The organism is Okeania sp. (genome assembly GCF_983059655.1).
On sequence record NZ_CEZPJD010000812.1, the window covers coordinates 1 to 3,531 of the forward strand.

The window sequence follows — 3,531 nt, forward strand, 5'->3', positions numbered from 1 at the left end:
AAGAACAAATTCCTCAAGAGTTTTGGCAAGGAATAGCTGAGTTTAATCAACAAGAATTCTATAAATGCCATGACACTCTGGAGGCTTTATGGATGGAAGCTGGTGAACCGGAACGTACTTTTTATCAAGGGGTTTTACAAATAGCAGTTGGACTTTATCATGCGGGTAATGAAAATTGGCGTGGTGCTGTTATGTTGTTGGGGGAAGGTATTAGGAAATTGAATTATTATTTACCTAGTTATTTTGAGATTGATGTCGATAAGTTACTGACAGAAAGTACCGAATTATTGAAAAATTTACAAGAGTCTGGTCCAGAAAATATTGCTGATTTTGTGCGCTCTTCTGATAATACAAAATACCCGAAAATATTAAAATTATAGCAGGCAACAGGCAACAGGCAACAGGGAAAAGTCAGTCCAGTAGGGTGTGTTAGCGGTAGCGTAACGCACCCTAATAATAGCATTCATGAGTAATATCAAGGCAACCATGTCATCCGCCAAGAAATAAATTTCTAGGATCAAAGCAGAAGTCATCTAAAGATGACTAAAGATAGCTAATTTATTATGGCATTCTTAATGAGACTTGATATAAGTCCTACTTAACTGAAGTAGGCGATCGCTCTTATTTATTACCGAATAATTTTCGTCAATTTCATCGATAATTCTTCCTACTTGATTTTCCGGAATACTGTTATTGTCAGAATCTAAGGTACAACCCCAACAAATATTAATAGTAATTGTGGGTTTACAAATAGTTAAGGCAAAAGTCGTGGTTAAACTAAGAATGATTGTTCGAGTCGTCGTTAATGCTATTTCTACTCCTTTTTTTGGGTTTATTGGCATAGTGATTTTGGTGCGATAGTTATTAGAATTTGTCATTTTTTTTTGATTGACTAGGATATTTTAGTTAAAATTCAGTTGTGCTGAAGCCGAGATATAGCGCTACGCGCTAGGCAACAGGCAACAGGCAACAGGCAAAAGTAAACTGTGAGTGGGTTTGGTGGATTTAGGAATGTCCTAACCTAAACTTGTAGCGCTATATTTACCTAAAAAACTGTGATATTTAGCTGAAAAATAATATAAAAAATTGTTTAGTTTCATAAATAAAAATCGCTTTGCTTGATATTTATAATGTAGCTTTTTCCGGCTCTTCAATGGTTAGAAAATGTTATGAAATAAAGTAATTTTAATAATTATGTGGAATGGTCATCTTACCCGTTCCCCTGTTCCCTACAATTATTTAAAAAAGTTAGAAAAAGTTAGGAGTTTGAAAGAAAGGCGACATTTGATTTTTTCCATAATTTATAATGAACAATAGTTGAAAAATCAAGAAACTATTTTCAAAATATTATGAACTCAGAACTAGCTTTTAATTTTGTCAATAATCAATATCTTAATCAGAAAGGAAAAAGTTTGAGCGATTTACAAAAGAATATTTTTTGTCTAGCTTGGGAGAATGAAAAATATGGAGAAATTGCGATAAAAACTAATTTTGTTGAAGGATATATTCGACAGGAAGCAGCTAATTTATGGAAAATATTGGGAGATTTATTCGGGCAAAAAATTACCTGCAAAAATTTTCGTGGAGTGGTAGAAAAAAAACAGAGCGATCGCGACAAATTTCCCCTACCTCAACAGATGAAGGAATGGTTTAAAATTCTGGGTTATCAATTTGCAGAAAACTATAACGTTGTAGATAAAATTCACGGTAAAAGATTTTTTGAATGGATAATTAAGGTTAAGACACGTCGGGGGTATGACCGCATTCTGGTCAGAGGTGTGGAAGGGGAGGCAGCAACTTGCGACCTCAATGCTTTGCGTCAGTCCGTGGCGAAGGAAAAAACTGATGAGGGTTGGTTAGTAGCTGTGCGTCGTATTAGTAAAGCGGCTCGCCATGGGGTGGAAAAGGAGGAAAATCAAAATCTGTTCTGCTACACTTTTGACGAACTTTTAGACCAGGAAGCTGACTTTGAACGTTATTTTCAATGGCTGGAAAAACAAGTGAAACAGCGGGGTATCGATCAAAAATATGTACCTCTTGCTTGTCGGAAGGAGGAAGTTGACCCCGATACGAAACAAAAAATAGGAGTGAGTGACTACGAAGCGGCGGATGGTTGGATAGATGGTTACATTGATAAATGGCTCGATGACCCCGTGAAAAAGCATCTCTCGGTTTTGGGGGAGTTTGGTACTGGCAAAACTTGGTTTGTTTTTCATTATGCTTGGCAACAGTTACAAAAATATTTGGATGCTAAAAAACGAGGTGTGGAACGCCCGCGTTTGCCGATAATTATTTTGCTGCGCGACTATGCTAAAGCAGTTAATATGGAGTCTCTATTTTCTGAGTTCTTTTTCCGACAACATGAAATTCCTCTACCCGGTTATTCTGCTTTTGAATTACTCAACCGTATGGGTAAATTGTTGGTAATTTTTGATGGTTTTGACGAAATGGCAGCGAGGGTTGACCGACAAAAGATGATTAATAATTTTTGGGAGTTAGCTCAAACGGTGGTACCGGGGGCGAAGGTTATTCTCACTTGTCGCACCGAACATTTTCCCGAAGCACAGGAAGGTCGCGCTCTGTTGAATGCTGAGTTACAAGCTTCTGTTGCTAACCTGACTGGGGAACCGCCACAATTTGAAGTTTTGGAATTGAAAAAATTTAATGATGAGCAAATTCGTCAGGTACTTTCTTTCAATACCGAACCTTCTACGGTAGAAAAGGTGATGAATAATTCCCAACTTTTAGACTTAGCGCGACGCCCGGTAATGAGTGAGTTAATTTTGGCAGCGTTGCCAGAGATAGAGAAAGGGAAAGCGATCGACTTAGCGCGGATATATTTGTATGCGGTTACACATAAAATGCAAGGGGATATTAAGGAAGAGCGGACTTTTACTTCTCTTGCAGATAAGCTTTATTTTCTCTGCGAACTTTCCTGGGAAATGTTATCTAATGACAAGATGAGTCTGAATTATCGGGAATTTCCTGACCGCATTCGGCGTTTGTTTGAGTCAAGGGTGCAGGAACAAAGAGATTTGGATCATTGGCATTATGACATGATGGGCCAGACAATATTGATTAGAAATGAGGATGGCGACTATTCTCCTGCTCATCGTTCCATGTTGGAATTTTTTGTTGCTTATAAGTTTGCTGCGGAGTTGGGAGTATTGGTTGATGATTTTGTGGAGGTGGCGCGGATGCAGTCTCATGTTAATTTGGAGGCAATGGGTGAAAATTGTACTTGGTCTGAATATTTCCGTCGGGAGGTGGATGCTAAGGGAGGGGTTATTTCTATTCCTCCTCTGAAGAATTTTTCTCGGGAATGTCTGGAAAATTTACGTTCGACTTTGGGAGAAATGCCGTTGACAAAGGCGGTTTTGGATTTGTTATTGCCGATGTTGCGTCTAGGGGAAGGGAAGGAGGAAAAGCAGAATGTTTGTGGTAGGTTGCGGGAAGTTGTGGAGGGGACCAGGGGAAAAACTGCGGCAGAAGTTGGTTATGTTGGGGGGAATGCGGCGACTTTGTTGGTGA

The 3,531-nt window shown here is 38.7% G+C and carries 3 protein-coding genes; 2 read left to right on the forward strand and 1 reads right to left on the reverse strand.

What is annotated here, in order from left to right:
* The coding region (locus tag AC3DU7_RS28730; protein WP_488042671.1) for a DUF309 domain-containing protein at positions 1 to 380 on the forward strand (380 nt) is incomplete at its 5' end.
* 192 nt (positions 381 to 572) lie between these two features.
* Here the strand turns inward: AC3DU7_RS28730 and AC3DU7_RS28735 are convergent.
* The gene (locus tag AC3DU7_RS28735) at positions 573 to 878 is read right to left on the reverse strand and encodes a hypothetical protein (RefSeq protein WP_488042672.1); all 306 of its coding nucleotides are present in this window, start codon (positions 876 to 878) and stop codon (positions 573 to 575) included.
* A gap of 471 nt (positions 879 to 1,349) precedes the next feature.
* On the opposite strand from AC3DU7_RS28735, the gene AC3DU7_RS28740 reads away from it, so the two are divergent.
* Positions 1,350 to 3,531: NACHT domain-containing protein (locus tag AC3DU7_RS28740; RefSeq protein WP_488042673.1), on the forward strand; the 2,182-nt coding region annotated here is incomplete at its 3' end.

What these genes read in the sequence shown, in the direction of transcription:
- AC3DU7_RS28735 (WP_488042672.1), bottom strand. Translation starts at nt 878, where the DNA reads ATGACAAATTCTAATAACTATCGCACCAAAATCACTATGCCAATAAAC.